This window comes from Flammeovirga sp. MY04, assembly GCF_001682195.2.
Taxonomy (GTDB): domain Bacteria; phylum Bacteroidota; class Bacteroidia; order Cytophagales; family Flammeovirgaceae; genus Flammeovirga; species Flammeovirga yaeyamensis.
On sequence record NZ_CP003560.2, the window covers coordinates 4,424,615 to 4,449,953 of the forward strand.

Annotated in this window: 14 protein-coding genes; 8 read left to right on the forward strand and 6 right to left on the reverse strand. The window is 36.8% G+C overall.

The window, feature by feature from the left end:
• Positions 1-62: 62 nt before the first annotated feature.
• Together MY04_RS17590 and kduI are read right to left on the reverse strand one after the other, a co-directional pair.
• Positions 63-851, reverse strand: a complete 789-nt coding sequence (locus MY04_RS17590; RefSeq protein WP_066211834.1) for a gluconate 5-dehydrogenase — start codon at positions 849-851, stop codon at positions 63-65.
• 167 nt (positions 852-1,018) lie between these two features.
• On the reverse strand, positions 1,019-1,855 hold the full coding sequence (kduI, locus tag MY04_RS17595; protein ID WP_066211836.1) for a 5-dehydro-4-deoxy-D-glucuronate isomerase: 837 nt from the start codon (positions 1,853-1,855) through the stop codon (positions 1,019-1,021).
• A 434-nt stretch (positions 1,856-2,289) separates the two neighbouring features.
• Between kduI and MY04_RS17600 the strand changes: the two genes are divergently transcribed.
• A complete protein-coding gene (locus MY04_RS17600) occupies positions 2,290-3,324 on the forward strand; it encodes a LacI family DNA-binding transcriptional regulator (RefSeq protein ID WP_066211838.1) in 1,035 nt (344 codons plus the stop codon).
• Between the two features lie 31 nt (positions 3,325-3,355).
• On the opposite strand, the gene MY04_RS17605 is transcribed toward MY04_RS17600, so the two are convergent.
• The 3 genes from MY04_RS17605 to MY04_RS17615 form a co-directional block, all read right to left on the reverse strand.
• Complete coding sequence (locus MY04_RS17605; RefSeq protein WP_066211840.1) at positions 3,356-4,588, reverse strand: alanine dehydrogenase; 1,233 nt, start codon at positions 4,586-4,588, stop codon at positions 3,356-3,358.
• A 19-nt stretch (positions 4,589-4,607) separates the two neighbouring features.
• Complete coding sequence (gene tsaE, locus MY04_RS17610) at positions 4,608-5,045, reverse strand: tRNA (adenosine(37)-N6)-threonylcarbamoyltransferase complex ATPase subunit type 1 TsaE (protein WP_066211842.1); 438 nt, start codon at positions 5,043-5,045, stop codon at positions 4,608-4,610.
• 306 nt (positions 5,046-5,351) lie between these two features.
• Positions 5,352-6,041: an outer membrane beta-barrel protein gene (locus tag MY04_RS17615; protein ID WP_066211844.1), complete on the reverse strand. Its 690-nt coding sequence runs from the start codon at positions 6,039-6,041 to the stop codon at positions 5,352-5,354.
• Positions 6,042-6,567: 526 nt separating this feature from the next.
• On the opposite strand from MY04_RS17615, the gene rpoC reads away from it, so the two are divergent.
• From rpoC to MY04_RS17640, 5 genes are all read left to right on the forward strand, one after another.
• Positions 6,568-10,875: a DNA-directed RNA polymerase subunit beta' gene (rpoC, locus tag MY04_RS17620; RefSeq protein WP_066211846.1), complete on the forward strand. Its 4,308-nt coding sequence runs from the start codon at positions 6,568-6,570 to the stop codon at positions 10,873-10,875.
• Positions 10,876-11,307: 432 nt separating this feature from the next.
• On the forward strand, positions 11,308-14,736 hold the full coding sequence (locus tag MY04_RS17625; protein WP_158297752.1) for a fibronectin type III domain-containing protein: 3,429 nt from the start codon (positions 11,308-11,310) through the stop codon (positions 14,734-14,736).
• Positions 14,737-15,388: 652 nt separating this feature from the next.
• Positions 15,389-16,552, forward strand: coding sequence for an NAD(P) transhydrogenase subunit alpha (locus MY04_RS17630; protein ID WP_066211850.1), 1,164 nt, complete (start codon positions 15,389-15,391; stop codon positions 16,550-16,552).
• A 32-nt stretch (positions 16,553-16,584) separates the two neighbouring features.
• On the forward strand, positions 16,585-16,905 hold the full coding sequence (locus tag MY04_RS17635) for an NAD(P) transhydrogenase subunit alpha (RefSeq protein ID WP_066211852.1): 321 nt from the start codon (positions 16,585-16,587) through the stop codon (positions 16,903-16,905).
• Positions 16,906-16,937: 32 nt separating this feature from the next.
• On the forward strand, positions 16,938-18,329 hold the full coding sequence (locus MY04_RS17640) for an NAD(P)(+) transhydrogenase (Re/Si-specific) subunit beta (protein WP_066211856.1): 1,392 nt from the start codon (positions 16,938-16,940) through the stop codon (positions 18,327-18,329).
• 124 nt (positions 18,330-18,453) lie between these two features.
• Here the strand turns inward: MY04_RS17640 and MY04_RS17645 are convergent, their stop codons facing one another.
• Positions 18,454-21,315 (reverse strand): triple tyrosine motif-containing protein, encoded by a 2,862-nt coding sequence (locus MY04_RS17645; protein ID WP_066211858.1) that lies wholly within the window; start codon positions 21,313-21,315, stop codon positions 18,454-18,456.
• Positions 21,316-21,609: 294 nt separating this feature from the next.
• On the opposite strand from MY04_RS17645, the gene MY04_RS17650 reads away from it, so the two are divergent.
• Both MY04_RS17650 and MY04_RS17655 read left to right on the forward strand, forming a co-directional pair.
• Positions 21,610-23,505, forward strand: coding sequence for a sugar porter family MFS transporter (locus MY04_RS17650; protein ID WP_084005948.1), 1,896 nt, complete (start codon positions 21,610-21,612; stop codon positions 23,503-23,505).
• Between the two features lie 10 nt (positions 23,506-23,515).
• Positions 23,516-25,144, forward strand: a complete 1,629-nt coding sequence (locus MY04_RS17655; protein WP_066211862.1) for a glycoside hydrolase family 43 protein — start codon at positions 23,516-23,518, stop codon at positions 25,142-25,144.
• Positions 25,145-25,339 lie beyond the last annotated feature (195 nt).

The following is a 25,339-nucleotide window of genomic DNA, read 5'->3' on the forward strand; positions in this document are numbered from 1 at the left end:
TAATTGAGTTGCTTTCTCAATAGTTGAGATGGGGTAGAAAGTCTTTTGCTTTATTCAAAAAATTATTCTTCTCCGTGAGGTTTGCCGATGGTCGCTAATATGCCACCATCCACATAAATCACTTGTCCGTTAACAAAATCGGATGCTTGTGAGGAAAGGAATACTGCTGCTCCTGCTAAATCAGATGGATCGCCCCATTTTCCTGCAGGAGTACGGTTAATAATAAATTCATTAAATGGATGTCCGTCAACACGAATAGGTTCTGTTTGGGAAGTGGCAAAATAACCTGGTCCAATACCATTCACCTGAATATTGTATTTCGCCCATTCTGTCGCCAAGTTTCTCGTCAACATTTTTAACCCACCTTTTGCAGAAGCATAGGCACTCACACTATTTCTGCCCAACTCACTCATCATCGAACACATGTTGATGATCTTTCCACTTCCTCTTTTCACCATGCCTTGAGCCACATATTTTGACATAATGAATGGACCTATCAGGTCAATATCAATTACTTGTCTGAAGTCTGCAACATTCATTTCTAGTGCCGGAGTTCTTTTAATAATACCAGCGTTATTCACTAAAATATCAATGCCTCCAACTTCAAGTTCTATAGAAGCAATAGCTGCTTTTACTTGTTCTTCTTTGGTAACATCAAAAGTGTAAGGTTTTACTTCGATGCCGTTGCTTTTATATTCTTCTACAGCATTTGCTAATTTATCTTCAAATACATCGTTAATCACGATTTGTGCACCGGCCTTTGCTAAACCTGTTGCTATCGCCATTCCTAACCCGTGTGTTCCTCCCGTAACTAGAGCTACTTTTCCTTCAAGATTAAATGATTGTATCATACTATGTTATAATTATTGGTTTGAAATAAATTGAAAGAAGCCACAACTAACCTTATATCCTGTCCATTGTTCAAAGTTTTGTTTGTTAGTTTAGAAAAGTTGTTGTGGCCTTCTTCACTTCAGTTAATAGAATACTTGATAATATTCGATATATTATTTTTAGTTGGTTATCTTAAATCTGTGATGGCAATCTTGTCCATGTCATCATAATCCAAGTTCTCACCTGCCATACCCCAAATGAAAGTATAGCTACTTGTACCTGCCCCAGAGTGCATTGACCATACCGGAGAAATCACCGCTTGATGGTTGTGCATCCAAATGTGTCTAGATTCCTCTTTCTGTCCCATAAAGTGACAAATCGCTTGATTTTCTGGTAACTCAAAATAGAAATACACTTCCATTCTTCTGTCGTGAACATGACCAGGCATAGTGTTCCAAACACTACCCGATTTTAATTCCGTCATACCCATTTGTAATTGACAAGTCTCCACCACTGAGTTAACTAACAGCTTATTGATAATTCTATGGTTGGAAGTTTCTGGAGAACCTAATTCTACTCTTTCTGCTTCTTCGCTTGTTACTTTCTTTGTAGGGAACGTTTTGTGAGCAGGAGTAGAGTTTAAATAGAAAGCAGCAGGGGCAGACGAATCGATACTTTTAAAAGTGACATTCTTAACACCTCGACCTAAGTATAAAGCTTCTTTAAAGTCCAATGTATATGTATCTCCATCGGCTATTACGATACCTTTTCCACCCACATTGACAATACCTAATTCTCTTCTTTCTAAGAAATAATCTGCTTTTAACGGATCAATAGGCTGAAGTTCTAATGTATTGTAAACGGGTTTAGCCCCCCCTGTAATGTATCTATCCTCATGAGAATACGTCAGACAAATTTCTTCCTCCTCAAATATCTTCTCGATTAAAAAATGCTCTCTTAATTGTTGAGTATCATACTTTTTTGCATCCGCTGGATGAACTGAATATCTGCTTTCGTGTTTCATCTTACATACTTTTGATAAAATACAATCGATTGCACAATTTATGTTTAAAAAAACCATGGTTTATGGTTTGAATGAGGGCAAAATACAAAGTTTTGATGTATTAATAATGAATTTTATTTCATAAAAATACAATCGATTGCACTTAATTTTTAATTAAAAGCCATCGATATGGCTATTTTGATGTTGTAATATTACAAATAATTGATTTACAATTCCAAATATATGCAATAAAAAATGCAATCGATTGTATTTTTTGATATAAACTACCATATTCGTATTCAGTATTCATACAAATAATTTGATATCAAATAGAGGATTAGGCTTCTAATGATATCCTATATTCTTCATTAGATTTTACTGAAAGTTATTTTTCATTATCATCTTATGATTATGTTTGTAAAGCAATTAGACTTTAAAATAGACTACCTGTATTCATGGAGTTAAAAAAATCGGTGACCATACATGATATTGCAAAGGCGTTGAATATCAATAGTTCTACTGTTTCCAGAGCATTGAACGACAACCCTAGAGTATCCGCTAAGACTAAAAAGTTAGTACACGATAAGGCCAAAGAAATGCATTATCAGTACAACTCTTTGGCTTCTAATCTTAGAACACAAAAATCGAATACCATTGGTATTATTGTTCCTCATATCACAAAACATTTTTTCTCTACTGCCATTAGTGGTATAGAAGAAGAGGCGCATAAAGCGGGATACAATGTCATTATTTGTCAATCGAAAGATTCAGAACAGTTAGAAGCTAAAAACATCAATACATTATTATCCAGTAGAGTAGATGGTATTTTAATCTCGCCTGCAATAAAGACCACTACGGTGCAGCATATTCAAAAGGCAATGGATAGAAATGTGCCCATCTTTTTCTTCGATAGATATATTGATGAGATCAATACAACAAGAGTCATTACCAACGATAGAGCAACTTCTAAGGAATTGACCCTTCATCTCCTCTCTCAAAATATAAATAAGCTAGCAGTACTTACTGGAGATACTTCTGTAAGTATTTATGAAAATAGGGTAAAAGGAATTTACGATGCGTTCCAACAATCGGGATGGAATACCGAGAGTAGATTAATTCTGCAGCAAATAAAATTAGAAGTGGATGATGCATATACGGCCATCAATAAATGGTTGGATGAAAATGTAGAATTTGATGCTGTGTTTGGTATGAATGATATGGCTGCTATCGGTTCTCAAAAAGCCTTGCAAGAAAGAGGTTTTAGAATTCCGGAAGATGTTATTGTCGCTGGTTTTAGTAACGAACCCATTTCGAAACTAGTGAGCCCTCCTATAACAACAGTTCATCAACCTGCCATGGAAATAGGTAAGTTGGCGGCGAAGAAAATGATCAATCATATTGAAGAAAAAGATAAAAGTTTGTTGGCTTCTGAAACTGCAGTTTTAGAAAGTCATTTAATTATTCGCACTTCATCACAAAGAAATAAGTGATGGACTTTTAATATAGTTTCGGGGTCTTTTTTTAAAACCCCGCAGCTAAAATTAAATCCAGATTCTTCAAAGGCATATCAAATTTCTCGGCGATCGCTTGGTTGGTTACACTTCCTCTGTAAGTGTACACCCCTTTCGCAAACCAAGGGTGGCGACGCATCATCGTATCGACTTTACATTCGTCGCTTACCTTTAATAATATAGGCGTAAAGATATTGCTGATCGCTGCTGTAGCCGTTCTTGAAACACGAGAAGCAATATTAGGAACACAATAATGGATCACTCCATGCTTTTTATATACAGGATGACGGTGATTGGTAGGTTCTGACGTTTCGAAACATCCTCCTTGATCAATACACACATCAATTATGATGGAATTTTCTCTCATGCCCATTACCATTTCTTCGGTAACGATCGATGGAGTTCTCTTACCGTGGGTATGAATCGCCCCAATCACAATATCGGCTCTTCTTAAAGCCTCATCAATTGATGTACTATCGAAAGCAGAAGTGAATAGGTGAGGGTTGTTAAGTTCTTTTTTGAGTCGACGCAGCTTGTAGATAGCATTATCAAATACTTTGACCTCGGCACCCATGCCAATTGCAGTTCTAGCGGCAAATTCAGCCACCGTTCCGGCACCAAGAATCACTACTTTAGATGGAGGTACACCTGTAATACCTCCAAGGATAATTCCTTTTCCTCCGTTGTAGCTGCTTAAATATTCAGCGGCAATCAGCATTACAGTACTACCTGCAATTTCACTCATTGCTCTCACTAAAGGAAGTCCACCAACTTTATCCTCGATCAATTCGAAACCTAAAGCGGTAATTTTTTTATTATTGAGGGCTTCGAGTACCTCTTTTTTGATATCACGAAGGTGAATAGCGGAAATAATAGTTCTGCCCTGTTTCATGTGATTGACTTCCTCTACAGTTGGAGAAGAAATCTTGATCACCAAGTCACATTCCATCACCTCTTTATGAGAGTAGACGATAGTTGCTCCAACCTCAGAATATTCTTGATCTTCATGATTGATATGTTGTCCGGCTTTGGACTCCACATACACTTCGCATCCATTGTTGACTAAAAGGGAAACAGCACCGGGTCGTAATGCACAACGTTTTTCATCGGGATTTAACTCCTTTGGAACGCCTATCTTTAAAGGATTTCCTTTTTTATGAAGCGGCCCTTCCATCACTTCTTGTGGGTGATACTGAAAATAACTTTCTGTGGCTTTATCAAAACCTTCACGTTGCTTGCCCATGTTTCTCCGTCTTAAAAAATTAAACGATACGAATACTTATTTCCCTTGTTGTTTCATCAATGGGAACGATAGTTACTTCTGTACAGTCTTCAGGTAATAATCTTTCAACTTTTGAAGGCCACTCTATCAGACAAAGATTGTCGCTGTAGATGTACTCCTCAAATCCGATATCAAATGCTTCTGAAGGATCTTTAATTCTGTACATGTCAAAATGATAAACGGTATCTGACTGATCGGTCATGTACTCGTTTACCAAAGCAAATGTTGGACTATTGACGTGATCCATCACTCCCAACACTTCGCAAATTGCTTTTATGAAAGTGGTTTTCCCCGCTCCCATCTCTCCATGAAATAACCAAACTTTCGATGAACACTGTGCAAACTCAAGAATTTGTTTTGCAGCATTATTCAAATCATCGATGGAGTTTGTGGTAATTTTTAACTCTTTCGTTTCCATAAGCGTCAAAGATAAATTATTCCATTGATCAAGAGTAATGTTTACGGCTTATTTAATATTCATTTTCACTTTTGGGGATATCAAATATCTAGTTGTAATAGTGATGTATCACTTTGTGAAGTGGGGATACTTAAAATATTAAATCGATTACTTTCATTAATTGCTTTATTCGGGTGATGAATTTACTTAAAAATTTTGTTTGATAGATCATCCTTAGATAAAATATTGAGTTTTACGACCTTCATCCACCAAAAAAGCCTTCATTTCTTAAAGAATTGAAGGCTTTTGATTTAATTTTTTGATGGATTAGAAACTTGAGAAAGTAATACCTATAGTATAAGGAGTACTGTCTAAAGTTGATCCATTTGGAATAGCAACGGCATTGTCTTTAAACGTTTCGGTAAATCCGTAAGCCCAGAAGAAGTTGATCCATTTATATCCAATTCTTCCGATAAACTGACCTCTGAAATCATTTAAATTTAAGTTTCCTTTATCTTTTGCGATTCTGGTATCGCCATTTGTTTCGTGTTTTACTTTAGTATGGCTTGCGAACATGTACCCAAACTTAGCACCAACAGCTAGGCGGAAAGCATCCTTTCCAGGGTGAGTTCTAAACCTAAACTCCAATGGAATCTCTACGTAGTTAGCTACCATCTTCGATTTCTTCGTGTTATCGAATAAAAGGTTGGTGTCTACAATTTGTGTTTGATCTCCGTTTTTCCCTAAAGTCTGACCATTTTTAAAGAAGAAGTTATCTGCAGAATAACCAATACCTGGGTTAAAAGTGAATTTACCACTACTCGATAAAGTAAATTCATACATATAAGATATAGATACAGATCTAGATTGTGTTTCTAACGGTAATCCACTATCGTCGGCCCAATTGGTCAATCCTAAATCAAGGTAAAAGTTACCAGGAATTTTCTTTAATGGATTCTGAGCAAAAAGTGAAATGGATATGAAGGATAAAAGGATGGCTAGACTAAGCTTTTTCATGTTGTGATTCTGTTTATGTACCCAAATTAATTGATTTGGTACCAAATGCTATTCAAATATAAGAGAAAAATGAATTTATGAGAGATGTTTTTTGTACTACTTTCTTAATGATCTGTTTTTGATGAAGATTGAGTTTTAAAAAAATAATCTCGGATGAACATCAAATACTCGGCTTGTATTCTATTGAATAGCGTTAGTTGATTTGACACCTGATGTGATATTGATCTAATCTTTACAATAATATAGTGCAGATGAGGTAAGTATCACTTTCAACTTATAGAAAATTGAGATGTAGACTTCGACAAATTATTTGATGATAATCCTCACTTGATCAAAAAAAATAGTACTATTTCATGCTGTTAAGTAACTTTTAGAAAAAATGATGCGATTAAAATTTACTGTAAATCAATTACTTATAAATAAAAGTTCCGAAAAGTAAAAATATAAGTGATATTTCATTGCGTTGAATAGAAAATTTGATTAATACTTCCTATATTTGCAGATTCAAGAAAACCGCAAATTGCAAATGGCGTTCAGAAAAAACAAAAAGATCAACAACGATTTTACTTCGGTAACCGTGAGTTTGGCTTCTCCAGAATCAATCTTGGAGAGCTCACATGGCGAAGTAACTCAACCAGAAACCATCAACTACCGTACGTACAAGCCGGAGATGGGTGGTTTATTCTGTGAAAGAATTTTCGGTCCTGTAAAAGACTGGGAATGTCACTGTGGTAAATACAAGCGTATCCGTTATAAGGGTATTATTTGTGACCGCTGTGGTGTAGAAGTAACAGAGAAAAAGGTACGTCGTGAAAGAATGGGTCACATCCAACTAGTTGTGCCAGTAGCACACATTTGGTACTTCCGTTCTTTACCGAACAAAATTGGTTACCTATTAGGTTTACCAACGAAGAAACTTGATCAAATCATTTACTACGAGCGCTATGTAGTTATCCAAGAAGGTGTAAAAGCTGCAGATGGTATCGCTAAAATGGACTTCCTTACTGAGGATGAGTACCTAGATATCATGGATAAACTTCCTAGCGAAAACAGACAATTAGAAGACGATCATCCAGACAAATTCATCGCTAAGATGGGTGCTGAGGCATTAGAAATGTTATTGTCTCGTACTAATTTGGATGACATGGCCGCTGCATTGCGTGACCAGGCAAATAACGATACTTCACAACAACGTAAGGCAGAAGCATTGAAGCGTCTTCGTGTTGTTGAGGCATTCAGAGATGCGAGAACGAGAATTGAGAACCGTCCTGAGTGGATGGTGATCCGTATGGTTCCTGTAATTCCACCAGAATTACGTCCATTAGTTCCACTAGATGGTGGTCGTTTCGCAACATCAGACTTGAACGACTTGTACAGAAGAGTAATCATCCGTAACAACCGTCTGAAGCGTCTGATCGATATCAAAGCACCAGAAGTAATTTTACGTAACGAGAAGCGTATGCTTCAAGAGGCTGTTGACTCATTATTCGACAACTCTCGTAAAGTGAACGCGGTACGTTCTGATGGTAACCGTCCATTGAAATCACTTTCAGATATGTTGAAAGGTAAGCAAGGTCGTTTCCGTCAAAACCTATTAGGTAAGCGTGTGGACTACTCAGGTCGTTCTGTAATTGTAGTAGGTCCAGAGCTTAAATTACACGAGTGTGGTCTTCCTAAGAATATGGCAGCTGAATTATTCAAGCCGTTCATTATTCGTAAGTTGATCGAACGTGGTATCGTAAAAACGGTAAAATCAGCGAAGAAAATCGTTGACCGTAAAGATCCAGTAGTTTGGGATATCCTTGAAAACGTATTGAAAGGTCATCCAGTACTACTAAACCGTGCCCCTACTCTTCACAGATTGGGTATCCAAGCTTTCCAACCGAAATTAATCGAGGGTAAAGCAATCCAATTACACCCATTGGTAACAACAGCCTTCAACGCCGATTTCGATGGTGACCAGATGGCCGTTCACGTACCACTAGGACACGAAGCTGTATTAGAGGCATCTCTATTGATGTTAGCATCGCATAACATCCTTAACCCTGCAAATGGTAAACCTATCGCCGTACCTTCTCAGGATATGGTATTAGGTCTTTATTATATGACAAAAGGTCGTCGTACAACTGATACTGAAATCGTAAAAGGTGAAGGTAAGAGGTTCTACAACTCAGAGGAAGTGATCATCGCCTTGAACGAAGGGGCTATCTCACGTCACTCTTGGATCTTTGTTAAAACAAAAGTATTGAATGAGGAAACTGGCGAGTTAGAGGAGAAATTCATTGAAACTGTTGCTGGTCGAGTATTATTCAATCAACACGTACCTGAAGAAGTAGGTTTCGTAAATGAACTACTTTCTAAGAAAGCACTACAGGTAATTATCGCGAAAGTGGTAGATATCGTAGGTATGGCACGTGCTGCTCAGTTCCTTGATGATATCAAGCACGAAGGTTTCCAAATGGCCTACAAAGGTGGTTTGTCATTCGGTCTTGATGAAATCATTATCCCTAAGGAAAAAGTTGATTTAATTGAATCAGCGAAAGGTGAAGTAGACGTTATTCGTAACAACTTCATGATGGGTCTTATCACTGATAACGAACGTTACAACCAAGTAATTGACGTTTGGACGAAAACAAACAACACGTTGACGTCTACAGTAATGACTCAAATGGAAGAGGATAACCAAGGATTCAACTCAATCTATATGATGATGCACTCAGGAGCCCGTGGTTCAAGAGAGCAAATTCGTCAGTTAGGTGGTATGAGGGGTCTAATGGCGAAACCACAGAAAAACTTAGGTGGTGCTTCTGGAGCAAACATTATCGAAAACCCTATCCTTTCGAACTTTAAAGAAGGTCTAGACGTATTGGAGTACTTTATCTCAACTCACGGTGCGCGTAAAGGTCTTGCAGATACAGCCTTGAAAACAGCCGATGCGGGTTACCTAACTCGTCGTTTGGTAGACGTTGCTCAAGATGTAGTTGTAACAGAAGTTGATTGTGGTACATTAAGAGGTTTAACGGTAACTGCATTAAAAGAAAACGACGAGGTGAAGGAGCCATTGAGCGACAGAATCGAAGGTCGTACTTCTCTTAATGATGTTGAGCATCCTGAAACTGGAGAGATCATTGTTGGTGCAACTGGTCTAATTACTCCAGAAGCTGCTCAAGAAATTGAAGAAGCGGGTATCGAAGAAGTAGAAGTACGTTCAGTACTTACTTGTGAGACTCGTAAAGGTGTTTGTGAGAAATGTTACGGTAAAAACCTTGCAACTGGCGGTGTAGCTGGTAAAGGTGAATCTGTAGGTGTAATCGCTGCACAATCAATTGGTGAGCCAGGTACTCAGCTGACACTACGTACATTCCACGTCGGTGGTGTGGCATCCAACATTGCAATTGACGCGTCATTGAAAGCGAAGAAAGGCGGTAAAGTTACTTTCGAAGAAATGCGTTCAGTGAAGTCGAAAGATGCAAATGGAGATGAGAAGGATGTAGTAATGGCACGTACTGCTGAATTGAACGTTCTTGACGAAGAAGGAAAAGTGGCTTTCAACGCTCACGTTCAATACGGTTCTTACCTTCACGTGAAGGAAGGTGATATGATTGAGGAAGGAGATGTGATCTGTAACTGGGATCCATTTAACGCCGTAATCTTAGCACAGTACAATGGTGTTACTGAATTCGAAGCAATTGAAAAAGATATTACTTACCGAGTAGAAACAGACGAAATGACTGGCTACGAGGAGAAAGTAATTATTGATACTAAGGACAAGACGAAAAACCCAATTATCCACATCGCTGGTGACAAAGGGGAAACAGTAGCGTCCAACCTTCCAACAGACGCTCGTTTGATCGTTGAGGATGGTCAGAAAGTAAAAGCAGGTGATATCCTTGTGAAGATTCCTCGTTCTGCAGGTAAATCACGAGACATTACCGGTGGTCTTCCACGTGTAACCGAATTATTCGAAGCACGTAACCCATCGTCGCCAGCTGTAGTTTCTGAAATTGACGGTATTGTAACTTACGGTGCGGTAAAACGTGCAAACCGTGAGTTATTCGTAGAATCACGTGACGGTGTGAAACGTCGTTACATGGTGAACTTGTCGAAACACATTTTGGTGCAGGAAAATGACTATGTGAGAGCGGGTATGCCACTTTCAGACGGTGCAATTACTCCTGCAGACATCTTGAAAATCTCAGGTCCTACTGCAGTTCAGGAGTACCTAGTGAACGAAATTCAAGATGTATACCGTTTACAAGGTGTGAAGATCAACGATAAGCATATCGAGGTGATCGTACGCCAAATGATGCAAAAAGTAGTCATCGAAGATAATGGTGATACTACATTCTTGCCAGGTCAAGTAGTAGAGAAATTTACTTTCCGTGAAGAAAACGATAAGGTGTTAGCCATGAAGATCGTTACTGATGCGGGTGACTCAGCAAATTACAAAGCGGGTGCTCTAATCTCATTCCGTGAAATGAGAGACGAAAACTCTAGCTTGAAACGTAGAGACATGAAAGAGATGAAAGTGCGTGACGCACAGCCAGCGATTTCAAGACCTACTCTTCAAGGTATTACCCAGGCATCATTGGATACGAAGTCGTTTATTTCAGCAGCCTCTTTCCAAGAGACAACTAAAGTGTTAAGTGAAGCTTCTATTAGAGGTAAGCGTGACGAACTAGTTGGTTTGAAAGAAAACGTAATTGTAGGTCACTTGATTCCTGCAGGAACAGGTCTTCGCGACTATGATGCGATCCGTGTAGGCTCTAAAGAAGAGTACGAAGCATTGATCGATTCTAGAGAAAGACACACTATAAGCCACTCTGGTTTATAATATTTGCAAGCGGTTTTAAAAGCCCCTCATCGAAAGGTGAGGGGCTTTTTTCATGCTCAAAATTCTCTGACCACATCAATTAATTTTCTTTCGTTTTTTTAATTCAAACAAATAGATGAGTTAAGTTATGCGAATTTGCCTGCATTAATCGAACTGACTCGTAGCGCTACACTTTTATCAATCATCAAAAGAATGATATAGATAAGCTGTTATACATTTGAAATTGGGAAAAATTATATTATTATTTTTTTGACTAATCAAGGCAGAATTGAAGAGCATAGCACATAGCTAAGTGATGAAATTCTAACGCTGAGTAGTCAAAAAAAGAGAGTATAAAACTTCCAATTTTGATTGTATAATAGCTTAAGTCAGTATGAAAGTAGAAATGGAGTGATTCATTTTAAAAATGAATGACTCATAAAATGAATGATTATGAAATTTTCACTTACACTTTTGCTGACCCAAATGTTTATTTGGATGTCTGCTACGACACTTTATGCACAATGGATAAATATGAACCCCGGACACGGCGGAAGGGTTCAAGGTCTTTCTTGTTATGAAAACCAGCCGGGAAGGATGTTTGTTTGTAGTGATATGGAAGGCTTCTATTTAACGAACGATTACGGTGAAAACTGGATCTACAGGGGCCAAAATGTACCTACAAGCTTAGCTATTTTAGCACAACAATCCGGAAACCGTATTTTTTATGGCTCTTTTGAAGGAATTGCATACTCTGATGATGATGGAGTGACTTGGACCGAAAACAAGGGAGTAATTGATGATGAACCTATTGGGGTGATTACAGTCGATAGTAAAGATGAGAAAAGAATCTATGCGGGTAATCAGTGGTTGATACAGTTTACTAGAAAACTAGAAGTAATAGAAGACGGTAGTCAGGTGATCTATGTGACAGACGATAGAGGTACGACCTGGAATCAAGTAGCCTATGCACAAGGGACAGGTTACAGAAGAGTCAATAGTATTACCATCAATCCAACCAATAACAGTCATATTTTAGTGGCTGCGGGAACAGGACTGTATTCATCAAATAATAAGGGAGGAAACTGGACAAAAATACAAGGTCCGGCAGGAACAGATGGGGTCAATGAAACCATAGGCGAATGTATGGGGGCAGATCTTACCAAAGACGGAAAATGGTTATATGCTATTTATAATAAAAGAGGAAGTTCTAGAGGTTCCAATCAACAATTAAGAGCGAGCCATCTGTTTGTGAAGTCTTATCCAAATGGTGCTTGGCAAGATTTAGGTTTGGCAGGAGTTGACGATAAGATTATTTATTGGCAGCCAAAAGTTTGGCAGGGAAATGAACCGAATGGAAAGCATCATGTCTTGGTGAGTCAGTTTACGCAAGGACGAAATGACGGGTTATATGAAGGGGAATTTACTGTGAACGGGTCAACTGTTTCTGGAGAAATTAAATCCATCTTTAATTTCAATAAGTTTGGGAGAGGGATTACCACAGATGCAGGATGGAATCAGTACGTGGTAAATCAATCAAGAAATAAAACCTATTGGCCCGCAAAATGGTCAGGTACATGGAATTCCAGAGATTTTGGAAATGTAACGTATCAACGTGGGGTATTGACCATGTCGCAACAAAGCTTTTTTGTAGGCGATGCCGCCAATCAAGATTCTTGGGATATTCAAAGCTGCTCAGCGATTTCTACTTTGGATAATGGAGCCACTACTTATCATACCAATGGCACTCAATCTACATTTACTTATGATGTAGCAATTCATAACAATTATGCTGTGATGGGACAAGCTGATAATGGAATGTTAGAGAGTTATGATTATGGTTATTCTTGGACACAATTAAATACACCTTCTCAACAAGATGCACATAGTTTTTTAGTGATCGATGAAGGTCAAAACCCTTTAATTTTGGCTTCGATTGCTTATGGTTGGGGTGGAGGTAATCCAGGAGGTAATGCAGAAATGGCCTTCAAGCAATTAACTACAACTCAAAATCAAGCAGATGATTGGAAAGTGTTTATCTCTGGTAAACAGGATGAAGTGGCAAGAAAAGGTTTGCCTGCAGTGAGGTCATGGATCATTAAATCAGATCCAAATCAACCTTATAGAGTCTATTGTGGTACTCAAAAGGGAGTTTTTGTAACAGATGATATCAGAACGTTAATCGATGAAGACAATAGTAACGATAAATTGTTTTACGAAGCTTGGGGAAGTCTGAGTGGGATACCGAATCAAAGTTTGCCAGTAAATGATATCAGTTTTGATCCGAATAATTCTAATGTGCTTTATGTAAAATGTCAGTTGGGAAATTTAAAATTGACAAGAAATACAGATGGTAGTTTTAGTAATGAGTTGGGGGTAGATGTCAATGGGAAATCCAACTATTTCAATGCTCAAGGGAACACCGAAGGAGGAGTAGAGGCTACAGTGGTTGGTGGTAATGTGATCACATTAACAACTAGAAATAATCCGGAATTAGGGAATAACCTAAGACGTCATGATATTTATTTTGCTCTCAATGGAGACAAGACCTACCGACAAGCGTTGTATTGGAGAGATGCTTTGGCAGTTTTAGGAGAACCTGATTGGTTTATTCCTGAACAGCATGATTTTATGATCGGCGATTTCTCAGTTCATGGCAATAAAATATATATTCCTTACCACGTTTGGCAGTTGACCAGAAAAGGGTTTGGAGTGATCCAAGGAACAATTAATGCCGATGGTTCTATTACTAACCTAGTAAATTTTGGTGCTGATAATTCTTCTCATGAAGTAGAATACACCGTAGCTCAGCGAACAAGAGTTTTTACAGACGATCAGGGAGTTACTCGATTTTATATGGCAACTTCTGGTGGTGGTTTAACCGCTAAAGTGATTAATGGACAACAACCACCAAGTAATCCACCTCCAACAGGTAACGATGGAGTAGGAAGTTGCGATGGGGTCAGCCCAGCAGGAAAACCGAATCCTCCATGTAATGTTCGTATTGAAAAATTATCTTCTAGTAGCGTTAAACTTTTGTGGAATGACAATTCTAATAATGAAGACTATTTTGATATCCAAAAACAATTGGAAGGAGATAGCTTTAGAGCTTCAGGAATGCCGGATGGTGATCGAAATGCGACAGAAGTAATTATTGATGGATTAGAAGATGGAGCCACATATAGTTTTAGAATAAAAGCAGTCAATGGAAATGGAGGATCGGTATGGGTAACGACCAATCCTTTTGATTTAAATGGTAATAATTCTAATAATGGCGGTAATGATAACAATACAGATAATCAAGAAGTGGTAAAAACAGGAGATTGTAGTCTTCAAAGTTCTGGAGGTAAACCTCACCCTCCTTGTGAAGTTTGGGTCGAAAAATTATCGTCTACTTCTGTTCAAATTCATTGGAGCGATAATTCAGATAACGAAGACCGTTTTGATATCCAATCTCAATTATCAGGTGACAGTTACCGCGGCGGAGGGATTCCAGATGTTCCTGCCAATCAAACGAGTTTTGTGATATCAAATCTTGGGGCAGGAAAACAATATACATTTAGAATAAAAGCACTGAATGCTACAGGAGGTTCAGTTTGGGTAGAAACTGTGTCTATAGATTTGGGATCTAGTTCGAATAGAGCAAATTTAGGTACCTCTGATTTGAAAGTGTTAAAGATTTACCCTAACCCCAACCAAGGATCATTTGTTTTGGTATCACCTCACTCAGGGAGTGGACAAATTGTGAATATCAACGGACAAATTGTAGGTACTTTGCAATGGGAAGAAGGAGAAAATACATTTAATATTCCCTTAAAAGAAGGTATCTATTTTATTATAGATACTAGAGGAAATGAAAAATTGAAATTGATGATTGATTGATCATCAGTGAATTAAGTCTGAAAAGTACAAATAGGGTGGTGTTTATAGAAATTTGTAAAATATAAACATCACTCTTTTTTTATGCTAATATTTGATGATGCCACATATTCAATCAAAACCGCAAAGAACAAGTAATAAATTGGTGCTGAATACAAGAGAATCAATTATTTAAATCAAATTCCAAAAAATATTTTTCAACTAATTTTTCTTGTGAATATACTAGTGAATATCAATTAAATTGTATTATTCTAAGATTTTATTGATAAATCATTGATAGTTGACATTTTGTTAATGAATTACAATATTAAACTACATTCCCTTTTTTATCAATCACTTAACTTTTATTGAGTGAAATATCAAACTACTTAAACATCACTTGTGTTATTTATAACGAGTTGTTATATGTGTTAAAGTTGTATTTTCAAAGGTTGGAATTTTATTTCAATAATAAGTGTAATTTTGAAACTTTTATAATAATCATGCTATTAAATTTAAATAGTTTTAAAAAACACATTATTTTATTGTATATTTGCTAAACTAATGAATTCTACAACAACCGTTATTTGAATTCACACTCAGACAAACTAACAATTTATTAGTAGGGTAGGGTGCCCTGCTCTATTAGAATAATACTATTTAAAATCGCATTGGTATGCTATTTGGAATTTTAAGAGAAAATGATCTTCGTGTTGCGATTACGCCAGATTTAGCGAATAAGTTCATATCTGAAGGTCATAAAGTGTGTTTTGAAAAGGGTGCCGGAGAAAGTGCCTACTTTGATGATAGTGTATATACTTCTATCGGTGCTGAAGAAAAATCTAGAGAAGAGATTTTGAAATCAGCGAATGTTTTGATTACAATTTCACCTCTAGAAGAAGGAGATGTAGATCTTCTTCAAGAAGGAACATTCTTGTTCTCTTCTTACCAACCATTCCAGGATGCTTCTATTTGTGAGAGATATGCTAAAAAAGGTATCTCAGCATTTAGTTTTGATATGATTCCTAGAACAACTATTGCTCAGTCGATGGATATCTTATCATCGATGGCTTCAATTTCTGGTTATAAAGCGGTATTAAAAGCAACGGATTACCTTCCACGTTACATGCCTATGCTTTCTACAGCAGCAGGTACTGTACCTCCATCAAAAGTATTGATTATGGGTGCAGGTGTAGCAGGTCTTCAAGCAATTGCAACTGCAAAAAGATTGGGTGCCCAAGTAGAAGCATTCGATACAAGAGCAGCTGCTAAAGAAGAGGTACAATCATTAGGTGCTAAATTCGTAGAAGTTGAAGGTGCTACTGACGATACTAACGCTGGTGGTTACGCAGTAGAACAAACAGAAGAATACAAAAAACGTCAGGCTGAATTGATCGCTCAAAAAATTGAGAAAGCAGATGTTGTAATTACAACTGCACAATTGAGAGGTCGTCCTGCTCCTACACTAGTTACTGAGGAAGCAGTGAAAACAATGAAGCCGGGCTCTGTTATTGTCGATTTGGCATCATCAACTGGTGGTAACTGTGCATTGACAGAAGATGAGAAAGTAGTGAAGAAGCACGGAGTAACTATTATTGGTAACTCTAACTTAGCTGCTGATATTAGCGAACAAGCTTCAGTACTTTACAGCAAAAACATCCAAAACTACTTGAAGTTGATGTTGACTGCTGAAGGATTAAACTTTGATTTCTCTGATGAAATTATCCTTCAAAGCTGTATCGTTTACAATGGCGAAGTGGTTTATGGTAACGAAGAAAAGCAAAAAGCTTTAGTACCAGCTCCACAAGTTGAAGAAGCTGCTGAACAAGCAGAAGCTTAATTTCTACTGAACAAACAAATTAGAAGACAACAATGGAACAAATCATACAATTTCTTGATGATAACACGCTAGCTATGCTATCGTTGTTAGTATTGGCTTCGTTCTTAGGAATGGAGATTATTGGTAAAGTACCAACAGTTTTGCACACGCCTTTAATGTCTGGTGCAAACGCAATTTCAGGTGTCGTTGTAATTGGTGCAATTATCCTTATTCGTAAGGCTAATGCAGATGACTACTTAACTTTATCGTTAGGTTTTATCGGTATCGCACTTGCAATGATCAACGTAGTAGGTGGTTTTGCGGTAACCAACAGAATGTTGGATATGTTCAAAAAGAAAGAACGTAAAGCTTAAGTTAAACTCTATAAATCTGAAATTTTACAACAATGGATTATACAAATATTGTCGACTTTTTCTACTTAGTAAGTATTGTCGTATTTATTATAGGTCTTAAAGGACTATCTCATCCTGAGTCAGCACGTAGAGGTAACTTAGTAGCGGCTTTAGGTATGGGTATGGCTATCTTAATTTCTTTGGTAGCGCCACAAAAAGCAGGTGATAATAACTACATCTGGATTCTTGGTGGTATGCTAGTAGGTGGTTCTATTGGTTTAGTATCTGCAAAGAAAGTAGCGATGACTAAAATGCCAGAGATGGTATCTTTATTCAACGGTTTAGGTGGTGCTTGTGCCATGTTAATTGGTATCGCGGAATTCAATAACCTTCCTGCAGGAACGGAAATGATGAGCGGTGCAGTATTCACTAACATCTTCGCTATGTTCGTTGGTGCTGTTTCATTAACAGGTTCATTAGTAGCTTACGGTAAATTGAATGGTTCATTAAGAGACAACTTCTCTTTACCTGCTCCACAAATTATCAACCTTGCTTCATTATTAGGTATTATCGTTCTTTCAGGATTGATCATGACGCAACCTGAATTAAACATGCCTTTAGTATATGCTTTATTGGGTCTTTCGTTGTTCTATGGTATCGCTTTCGTAACACCTATCGGTGGTGGTGATATGCCAGTAGTAATTTCATTACTAAACTCAGTAACAGGTATCGGTGCAACAGGTGCTGGTCTTATCTACTCTAACAACATTATGATTATCGGTGGTATCCTTGTAGGTGCTTCTGGTATTATCTTAACAGTAATGATGTGTGAAGCAATGAACCGTTCTCTAGTAAATGTACTAGTAGGAAACTTAGGTGCTTCAGGTGGAGGATCTGGATCTGGTCGTGAAGAAATCGTGAAAGAAGTAAACGTTTCTGATTTGGCTATCCAATTAAAATATGCTGACAGAGTTTGTATCGTACCAGGTTATGGTCTTGCAGTAGCTCAAGCACAACATATTTGCCACGAAATCGAAACTGTTTTAGAAGCAGAGGGCGTTGAAGTGAAATATGCTATCCACCCAGTAGCGGGTCGTATGCCAGGTCACATGAACGTTCTATTGGCTGAATCAGATGTATCTTACGAGAAATTGTTAGAACTTGAGCCAGCAAACGATAGCTTCCCTTCTACAGACGTTGTACTTGTAATTGGTGCAAACGACGTAGTGAACCCATCTGCTAAAGATGATAGTTCATCGCCAATTTACGGTATGCCTATCTTAGACGTTGAAACTGCTAAAAACGTAGTGGTATTCAAACGTGGTATGAGTACAGGTTATGCGGGTGTTCAAAACCCATTGTTCTTCGGCGACAGAACAAAAATGTTATTCGGTGATGCGAAAGCTTCGTTGGGTAAGTTGAAAGAAGAAATCGCTAATGCTTAATCGCATAAGCGTAATAATAAAAGAGTAGACTCATTTTCACCTATTTTAATAAGAGTCTCGGAACTAACAAAAAGGTCACTCTCCGCAAGGAAAGTGACCTTTTTCTTTATCACTAAATTATTTTCTAATTAGTCCTTTCTAAACTAGTCTCAACTTGAGCAATAAAATCTAGTAAGTTTTCTCCTTTTTCCAGATTCAATTTCTTTCTTAATCGGTATCTAGAAGTCTCAATTCCTCTAACTGACAAGTTTAAAGCATTGGCAATATCTTTTGTCGACATATTCATCTTGATATAAGCACAGATCTTTAATTCTTGAGTCGTTAACTCCGGATAATGCTCTTTAAAATATTCGAAGAAGTCAGAATGAATTAAGTTGAAGTGATCTTTAAATCTAGCCCAATCTTTTTCATCATCAATTTCTTTGTTGATTCTTGTAGCTAATTGATGAATTTCTTTAGAGGTTTTTACATCATTCGTCGCAGTAGATACCTTGATAAGATCCGCTTTAATTGAGGTCAGCAAAGCATTTCTTTGTGATAAGTGAAAAGCAGACAAGGCCAATTCCTTATTCTTAAAATCAATCTCTTGATGATGTTTCTCGTGTATCAACTGCTTAATTGTGCCGTCCTGATCTACAATTTGCTGTTCTTTTTGCCCTACGATACTTAACCATTTTTTACTATATCTAATTTTCGAAATTCTAGTTACCAGATAAATAATTAAACAAGACGATAGTAGATAAATAAAATAAGCGAGAGTAGATCGATACCATGGAGGAAGAATACTAAAATGGACTTCCTGAACCGTACTTATTTCTCCATAGATATTTTTGGCCATCACCTTAAAGGTGTAATCGCCTTCTTTTAAGTTGGTATAAGTGATGGTAGAAGTAGTAGACCAATCCTTTGGTAATTTATCGAAACCATCTAAAAATGTCTGATAAGTATTGTATTCAAGGCCGTCAAAGAAGGGACAAGCATAGGAGAAGCTGACATCATTAAAGTTATAAGCAATCTGATGTTCACTATCAGTAAGAGAGGATTCATTGATTAAGTCAATACCATTACTACTAGAGAAACTAGTCACACTTAATGGTATTTGATTATGTACCACTTGCTTGAAACGTGGGTTGAATCGTATAAAACCTTCCTTGGCAGTAATTAATACATTCGAATGGTCAATAACGATTATACTTTCCAAATCATCTGATATATACTTGTTGATTCGTTCAAAAAGCTGCCTTTCAACATAAGGATTTTTCGATTTAGGATCATGTAATAACCCTACCTTGTTCTTTTGTATAAAATATACATTTCCTTCCTGGTCATTTACTAAACTAGAGATCCTTTCTTTCCCTAAAAGCTTATTGTACAGCGAATGAGGTTCAAATACGTCTTTCTCTGCATTGTATATAAATACCCCGTTCTCTCCACAGAAAACCAACTCGTCGTTTACTTTAAATAAATTGATCAACACATTGGTGTAAAAGCCTTTTTCCTTTCCATAGAAATCAACTTTAGATATTTCATTACGGTCAAAATCAACTTTTAATTTATAGACTCCTTTAAAGCCATGACTCATCCAAATGTTATTTTCATCATCCAATTGAATCAATCGTGATGATTCATCAAATCCTTTCAGCTTTTGAGAAACCCATTGATTATTGTGTAATCGATGAATATAAACTCCATCATAAGAACCTTGAATATAAGCATCCTCAGTAGGGATATAGACCACATTCCAAGCACCTTTATGAGAAGAAATTAGTTGATTATGATTTCCTTTTAATGCATAAAACCCTTCATGCTGTCCTTGAAAAAGCTGATTATTTAATACCGTAAGATTATAGGTATGTCCTATATTCATCTGTTGATAAAAAGGCTCTTTAAACTTTCCTTTTGGATCGTATTGGAACACACCATTTGATGTCCCTAAATAAAGTAAATTATTAAAATAGGTAGCTGAATAGCCTCCTCCTTCGATGCCCACCTTTTCATTGATCAAAGAGAAAGGAGAATGTAATTCGATATAGGACAGGCCATTTCTATGAGCAATCCATAAGTTTTCTGAATGATCTTGGAAGATATTATAGATAGTCATATCAGATAAGCCGCTTTTTTTGTTGATATGAAGCTTCACCTCTCCGTTTTCATCTAATATATATACCCCATTGTTTTGCGTGCCTAAAGCAATTGTATTGTCTTTTAATAGCACGGCATCATTGATCTTATCTCTTTCAAAAGTTTTCCAAGTGGAAGTGGCCCAAGGTTCAAAACCTTTTCCTTTATTGATGAGCAAAACACCATCATGACTGAATGCGATTAGCTGTCCATTAGGGAAGTTAACGATCGATCTGACCATGTGTCCTTTGAGGAGATCGATTCCTTTATACTGTGGAAGAATTCTCTTATTGTTCCAACTTAAAAGACCTAAAGAAGGACTACTTGATAGGAAGTCGTCATTGATATAAAAACTATAATGTATGTTCTCTGGAGGAGTAATGCTTTGTACTTTCTGACCATCATATTTATATATCTTACGATGGGAGCAGAAGACAATTTCTTTGTCGTTTTTACCTTTGTAAATGTCCCATATTTCATCAAAAGTATCTCCTTGATCAATAAATTGTAGTAAAGAGTGGTACTTCAATTCATGCTTTTCATTACGCTGAAAGTATCCAAACTCATGCTGCCCACCTACAAATATTTTTTCACCTATAGCCAAAACAGAAAGTAAATTATTGTTGCCTTTGTTCATGGTGTGAACCTTCCAATCCACTCCATTAAATTCCAATAACCCAAAGTTGTTAGCTATATAGATAAACCCATCTTCATTCTGAGTAATACTCCAATTTTGCGAACCAGCCCCATAAACAGTTGCAGAAAACTGATTAACGATAGGAATACCTAACTGTTTGCTGGTTGAAAATGAAAGTTGACTTGTAAGTGTCGTGATGATTAAGAGTAGTAATAAATTCCATTTCATAAACGCGATTTTTTATTTGTTCTAGCTGTGAACAATACAAGAGTTAGTGTTGAATTAAGAAAAAAAGTAGTTCTACAATATCATTAAAAATATTGAAAATTGTTTACGTCAGAGCTTTAAAACGGTACTTCAAAACTACGTCAGCTTCAAAATTGCTATACTTCTCTATCATTTATAACACATTCGTAGGATAGAATGATGTATTATCGAATATGAACTATTGGTAATAGTATTTTTTTAGTTCAGTTACTCACTTCGGTGAGCGAAGACTACAGTTATTAAAGTATAAATGATATGAAAAATAAAAATATTCTCTATCCTATAATGGTATCGTCCATTGTGGCGATCGGAGGTTTTCTACTTGGTTTTGATGGAGTAGTAAATTCAGGTGCCATACCTTTTTACAAGCACACATTTGATATTGTAGAACAGCCATTGCTTATTGGTATTTCTACAAGTATGATTATTCTCGGAGGATTCTTAGGAAACCTTATGGCGGGATTTATTAGCGATAAATACGGTCGTAAGAAAAGCTTGTTACTAACGTCTCTATTGTTTTGTGTTGGAGCCTTAGGTACTGCTTTGGCTACAAGTATCTATTTCTTCATTTTCTGTAAGTTCATTGCAGGTCTAGGAGTAGGTATAGCAATTCTAGTAGCTCCTATGTATATATCAGAGATAGCGCCTCCAAAACACAGAGGATGGTTGGTCACTTTTAATCAATTGAATATTGTACTAGGATTATCAATTGCTTACTTTTCTAACTACTATATCCTGCAGATGGTAGAAGATCCAAACCTTAATTGGCGATGGATGCTTGGTGTTGGAGTAATTCCCGCAATAGTATATCTCTTTCTTTTAATTATTATTCCCGAAAGCCCAAGATGGTTGATTCAAAACGGGAAAAAGGAAGATGCAGAAAAAGTATTGGTAAAAGTGGGAGGTAATGAGTATGCACAACAAGAACTTGCTCAAATCTCAAAAGCAATCAATACAAAATCGACCAATAAGAGTGGAAAGAATTTACGAAAAGAACTCTTCTCTTCTAAGATGAAGTTGGTCTTATTTATTGGTTTAGGTTTAGCAGTATTTCAACAAGTATCAGGTATTAATGCTATCCTTTATTATGCTCCAATGATTTTTGAGATGACCGGAGAAGGACAAGATGCTGCATTTATGCAATCCATTATCATAGGGTTGGTGTTTGTAGTTATGACGGTCATCTCCATGTTTATGATTGACAGAGTAGGTCGTAAACCATTACTTATTGCAGGATCAGCCATTATGAGTTTGTCTTTATTTATCACTTGTTACTTTTTCTCTGATGCTACTTTTAGTATTAGCCAAAGTGAAAGTAAAGCCCTCACAGAAGGAATGGCGCATCAAATTATTTCTGAAACTATAAAGACGAAAGGTCTAGCAAAAGTAGATTTCGATCATTATCAATTTATAGATGGGGATTTAGTATTGAATAAAAATGAATCTGAGGTTTTGAGGTTATCTGAAGGGGTGGATGCATTGGTAGGAAAACTTAGTCAAATCAAAACTTTAGATTATGCCTTGTTCTCATTAAAGAGTACAGAATTTAACTCAGAGGTCTATTTCTTTGATGCTATCAAAGAGAAAATGCTTGCAGAGTTTTTAGCAAATTCTACAGAGGTGGTACCGAATTCACCAAAAGCACCTTTCTTTTTAGAAGCTAAAAATGATCTTCTAAAAGGTGTGGATTATCGATTAGCCTTTGAAAAAGCAATCAACAAAGTATTCGTATCAGAATATCAGTCAAGAATTTTAAATACAAGTATTCATATTAATGCCTTGATGGTGTTGGTGGGAATTTTAGGGTTTATCGCTGGTTTCTCAATTTCATTAGGGCCAGTAATGTGGGCAATGCTCCCCGAAATTCTACCCAATCATTTGAGAGGCTTGGGTATTTCTGTAATTGGTGGAGTAAACTCTGCGACAAGTTTTACGGTAGCTACCTTATTTCCTATGGAATTAGAATATCTAGGTGCAGCCAATACATTTATGATTTTCGGTATTGGCATGTTAGCCTGTTTATTGTTCTCCATTTTTATTGTGAGAGAAACAAAAGGGAAATCTTTAGAAGAAATTGAAACGGAATTGATCGGTCAGACCATTAGTGACCCAAGAGATGTTTCGGATGAAATAACGCCATTGGCACATTAGTAATACTACAATGACAAACATAATTCAAAACCCAATTTTAAAAGGGTTTAATCCTGACCCATCCATTGTTAGGGTGGGTGATGATTATTTTATTGCCACTTCTACTTTTGAGTGGTATCCTGGAGTGCAAATCCATCACTCCAAAGATTTAAAACATTGGAAATTAATTGGGCATCCTTTAAAAAGGTTGTCCCAATTAGACTTAAGAGGGGTGCCCGATTCTTGTGGAGTTTGGGCTCCTTGTCTTTCCTATCATGAGGGTACTTTTTACTTGGTGTATTCCAATGTGAAAAACTTTGATGGACCTTGGAAAGATACTCCCAACTATTTAGTCACGACAGATGATATTTTTGGAGAATGGTCTGAACCTACTTATTTATCTTCTTGTGGTTTTGATGGTTCATTGTATCACGATGATGATGGTAAAAAATATTTTGTCAGTTTGCGTGTTGATCACAGAGGAGGAAAACTATTTGGTGGCATTGTTTTGCAAGAATACGATCATCAGAAAAAATGTTTGATTGGTGAAATGTATGATATATATGCAGGATCTGATATTGGTTTAACCGAAGGTCCTCATATCATTAAAAAAGACGACTATTACTATTTGATAACGGCAGAAGGAGGTACTGAATACAATCACGCAGTAAGTATTGCAAGGTCAAAAGATATTTTAGGTCCTTATGAGACCGCTCCAAATAATCCTGTGTTTACAAGTAAGCATTCTCCAACAAATACTTTACAAAAGGCAGGACATGGAGACTTTGTACAAACAAAAGAAGGGGATTGGTATGCTGTTTTCTTAACTGCAAGACCTTTAACTGAAAGAGGGAGATGTACTTTAGGTAGAGAAACATCTATAGAAAAAATAGTCTGGGAAAAAGGAGAGTGGCCAAGGTCATTTTCAGGAGGTAAAGCTCCAAGAACTGAAGTAGAAGGAATTGGTTTACATTTTCCTATTGAAGATGAATCTTCTCATTTCGATTTTTCATCAAATGCTCTTTCTCCGCATTTTGCTTCCTTAAGAGAGCCTTTTAGCGATCAATGGATGAATATTGAAAATGGACAACTTCAATTATTGGGTAGAGCATCACTTTCATCATTCCATGAACAAAGTATGTTGGCACATAGGGTACAATCGCACTATGTTGAAGTAGTGACTAAAGTATTATTTTCACCAGATAACTTTCAGCAAATGTCGGGTTTGGTATGTTATTACAATACTACCCACTTTCATTACCTGTACATCTCTACAGATGATGAAGGAAAGACCAAAACCTTGAAAATAATCTCTGCGGATACATTTAAAGTGGAAGAAGTGAAAGTAGAGGAATTTGTGTTTAATAAAGATCAAGAACTCTATTTAAAAGTCATTTTTGATCGTGCAGCAATTCAATATAGCTTTTCGTTGGATGGAGAGCAGTTTGTAGATATAGGTCCAAGTTTAGATGGATCAATATTATCCGATGATTATATTCAAGATGATGGTACAGGTAGATATCGACCTGCATTTACTGGAGCATTTATTGGAATGACTTGTCAAGATTTATCGGGAGGAAAACACCCTGCTTACTTTGATTTTTTTGATTATAAAGAGACGGTCGATGTGTTGGAAAAGGTAGAAGGAGCTGATGCTTAAATCACAGTTGCCATAATTGTAAAAAAAGAAGTAATGATGAACAGTGAAGAGTAGAATTATTAAATTTTGCTCTTCACTTTTTTATTATCTCAAGAGTTTGAAACAGTTACACCAATGATTATGAACGCTGTATAATAGCCATAATTTTTCTATTGTGACTTAGCTAATCTTGTAAAATCAAAAAAACATCTTAGA